Genomic DNA, 3,655 nt, shown 5'->3' on the forward strand with positions numbered 1-3,655 from the left:
CATCCCAGAGCCGATGAATGGTCAAACCAGTCTGCGACAAGGCCTTCAGATTCTCGCCTCTTGCAATCAGACTACAGTCCTTCCCGGCCTTGCTGAGCTTATAACCCAGCATCCCCCCTGTTCCTCCGACACCGATCACTGCGTATTTCATATTCCGTCCCTTCTCCCGCCTCAGACTTTTTCTGTTTTGAAGATTAACGTGTCATCTCTGTCAGGTCATATCCGTAAGATTGGATACGATCATGGGCGATCTTCTGCCAGCCATCCGTTACGGTACCGTCCGCATTGACAAAAAAGCTTGAATCCATAAAGCGAATGATGATGAATTCCCCTGTCTTCTGGTCGAAGTTATTGCCCTTACTAAAGTCAATCCCCTCTCCCTTGTTCTTCGCCATAACGGCCTCCAGGATCGGCAGGGTCAAGGAATTGGCGGGAATGGCCATATCCGGCATGTCGAGGAAACCGCCCTTGTCCCTTGTATAGATGCCGAGAGATGGCACGACACAGGCGCATTTTACCCTGCGAATGTCGTCAATCTTGATCGAGTGCCTGGCTCCCCTTATGACGCCATTGGACAATCGGATCTCTTTTTCTTTTAAATTGCGTCCCAGGACAATATCCAGGTTGTACAGATTGTCAGGGAAGGCCTCGGTAAGCTTATGGGCCGCAAAAGCAATGAGAATTGACTTGGTCTCCAATATATTGTGCCCGTTAGCCACGGCCTTCATATCGGTATCGATTTCTTCCATTCCTGAGCCGTCTTTTCGCCAGAGCTGCACCGTATAGTGAAAGTTTTGACTGCAGTAATTGATCACATGGATCGCGTCAATATCATCGAATTTCAAATCGACAGATTGCTTGCCATTGGAACGAATATATGAGATTCCGTCTTTATTTACTTCAAGTTTGTACTTGTCTCTGTCAAAGCTTAGTTTTTGACCTTCAAAAAAATTGATCATGCCGCTTCTCTCCATTTCTTTTCGGATATGCTTAACAAGACCTCTTGATTCCCTTGCATTTGTTAAGCGGTCAACCAGTTGCCTTCCTCTCTGAATGGAAGGCTTTATCTACATAACTACATCTTAACATACACCAACATACAACGTGTTGAAATGTAGCTTTGCCGACTGCGGATTATTTGTGTTTATCACAGAAATTTGGCTTGCATTTGTCGATTTTTGATATTACCTTGATCTTAAGGACAAGGCCCCCTATAACGCAAACCGACATTTGGGATGGAAGGCAATCGTATGAATACGCGCAAACAGGACAAGGAATTTATCACACGCTATCAAGAGCATGAAGAGGAGCTGCGACAGGACTATCTGGATCTCTATCACGGCGACACCACGGCTTTCAAGCATTTTGCCCAAATGCTTGAGACCATGTACAAAAGCCGCCCGGAAGCCCTGCGCCTGCTGGATGCGGAGCGCCTGTCCGATTCCCGTTGGTACAAGGGACATGAGCTGGTCGGTATGCTCATGTATGTGAAGGCTTTTGCCGGAACCTTGCAGGGCGTTCAGGAGAAGCTGGATTACATTGAGGCATGCGGGGTCAACTACCTGCACCTGATGCCCTTGCTGGAAAGTCCGAAGGGCCGCAGCGATGGCGGCTATGCGGTATCGGATTTCCGCAGGGTACAGCCGGAGCTCGGCACGATGGAAGACCTGGCCTCCCTGGCGGAGGACTGCCACAAGCGCGGCATTGCCCTCTGCCTTGATTTCGTGATGAACCACACCAGCGAGGACCATGCCTGGGCAAAGGCGGCCCGCGCAGGCGACCCCGAGGCCCAGAGCCGTTATTTCTTCTACGATGGATGGGATATTCCCAACGAATTTGAGAAAAATGTCCCCCAGGTCTTTCCCACCACGGCGCCCGGCAACTTCTCCTGGTGCGAGGAGGCAGGCAAGGTGGTCATGACCAGCTTCTATCCCTATCAGTGGGATCTGAACTTCGCCAATCCTGTAGTCTTCAACGATATGGTTGAGAACATGCTCTACCTCTGCAATCAGGGCGCAGACATTATTCGGCTCGATGCCGTGCCGTATATCTGGAAAGAGCTTGGTACCAGCTGCCGCAATCTCCCGCAGGTGCATACGCTTGTGCGCATGATGCGTATGGTTTGCGAGATCGTCTGCCCCGGCACCCTGCTCTTGGGCGAGGTAGTCATGGAACCCAGCAAGGTCGTCCCCTATTTCGGGAGCACAGAGAAGCCGGAGTGCCACCTCTTATATAACGTCACAACCATGGCCAGCACCTGGCACACCGTGGCGACCAAGGACGTGCGGCTCTTACAGCACCAGCTCTCTCAGGTCTTTGCCCTGCCGAGAGAATGTACCTTTCTCAACTATCTCCGCTGCCACGATGATATTGGCTGGGGGCTGGATTATGATTATCTCGGGCGCTTTGGGATAGGCGAAGCCAGCCATAAGAAATTCCTCAACGACTACCTGACCGGGAAATGGTATGGCAGTCCCGCCAGGGGAGAGTTGTATAACGATGATCCCCGTCTGCGGGATGCCCGCCTCTGCGGTACTACTGCTTCTCTCTGCGGAATTGAGTCTGCCAGAGCCGAGCAAGATGACAGCAGGCTGAAATGGGCCCTGCGGCTTGATCTGATGCTCCATGCCTATATGTTTTCTCTCAGCGGCATCCCGGTCCTCTATAGCGGGGATGAAATCGCGCAGGAGAACGATTACAGCTATCATGATGATCCGGTCAAAGCACCGGACAGTCGTTGGCTTCACCGCGGCCAACTGGACTGGGAAGCTGCGGAAAAGCGCTTGGATCAAAACAGGCCGGAAGGCCGTCTCTTCAGTTCCTTGCGGAAGTTGGAGCGGCTTCGCAAAGACCACCGTGTCTTTGACGGCGGGGCGGATGTCTGGCTCGTACAAGCCGGCGATGACAGCATCCTCGGCATCGGCCGCTATTATGAGGGAGAAAAGCTGGTCGGCCTCTATAACTTCTCAGAGACAGAGAAGACCGTATCTGTCGGTGAACTGGGCGATTACATGGATCTGCTGACCGATGAGGACATTGATAAAACCGCCGTGACGATCCAGTCAGGCGGCTTTGTATGGATGATTTGTGATTTTACGGAGGACGGTGAAAAAGAATAAGGCCTTCGATGTGGAGAAGGAGTGCCAGTTCGCAAAGAAATCGGCGTTTCCATAGAGACAGTTGCCGATCATATTCAAGTCGATTCCAAAACAATATACCGGTACGAGACCAGCCAGCAGGCCCTAAATGTTTGCGTAGCCATACGGCTTGCCGCCTACTACCATAAAACCTTAGAGGAACTTTTCTGTATCAACGGGACGGCTAAACTCTCAATTAGATAAATCTTGAACAAAGAGCTATCCGTCCGCGCAGGGACGGGACTATCCGGGCAAAAACTGGACTGTCTCAGGCAAAAGAGCCATCCGTCCGCGCAGGGACGGGACTATCCGGGCAAAAACTGGACTGTCTCAGGCAAAAGAGCCATCCGTCCGCGCAGGGACGGGACTTTTTCTTTTTCCAGCATTTCGAGAGTAACGCCAGAGCCATCCGTCCGCGCAGGGACGGGACGAATCAGGAAACATTTTGGCTTGCTCAAGCCAGGAGCCATCCGTCCGCGCAGGGACGGGACTAAGGCCAATCTCACCATATCAGAGGC

General features: G+C 51.9%; 4 protein-coding genes. 2 read left to right on the forward strand and 2 right to left on the reverse strand.

The features are described 5' to 3' along the window. A partial coding sequence (locus ACO5R6_RS07480; protein ID WP_485626563.1) for a 2-dehydropantoate 2-reductase N-terminal domain-containing protein occupies positions 1–151 on the reverse strand: 151 nt, incomplete at its 3' end. Positions 152–194: 43 nt separating this feature from the next. Then, complete coding sequence (locus ACO5R6_RS07485; RefSeq protein ID WP_485626560.1) at positions 195–845, reverse strand: hypothetical protein; 651 nt, start codon at positions 843–845, stop codon at positions 195–197. 405 nt (positions 846–1,250) lie between these two features. Here ACO5R6_RS07485 and ACO5R6_RS07490 point away from each other — a divergent pair, with 405 nt between their 5' ends. Together ACO5R6_RS07490 and ACO5R6_RS07495 are read left to right on the forward strand one after the other, a co-directional pair. After that, positions 1,251–3,119: an alpha-amylase family protein gene (locus ACO5R6_RS07490; protein ID WP_485626561.1), complete on the forward strand. Its 1,869-nt coding sequence runs from the start codon at positions 1,251–1,253 to the stop codon at positions 3,117–3,119. Between the two features lie 21 nt (positions 3,120–3,140). Further along, complete coding sequence (locus ACO5R6_RS07495; protein ID WP_485626562.1) at positions 3,141–3,341, forward strand: helix-turn-helix transcriptional regulator; 201 nt, start codon at positions 3,141–3,143, stop codon at positions 3,339–3,341. The last annotated feature ends 314 nt before the right edge of the window (positions 3,342–3,655 follow it).

The sequence above is a fragment of the Shuttleworthella sp. genome (assembly GCF_057251025.1).

What these genes read in the sequence shown, in the direction of transcription:
- ACO5R6_RS07490 (WP_485626561.1), top strand. Translation starts at nt 1,251, where the DNA reads ATGAATACGCGCAAACAGGACAAGGAATTTATCACACGCTATCAAGAG.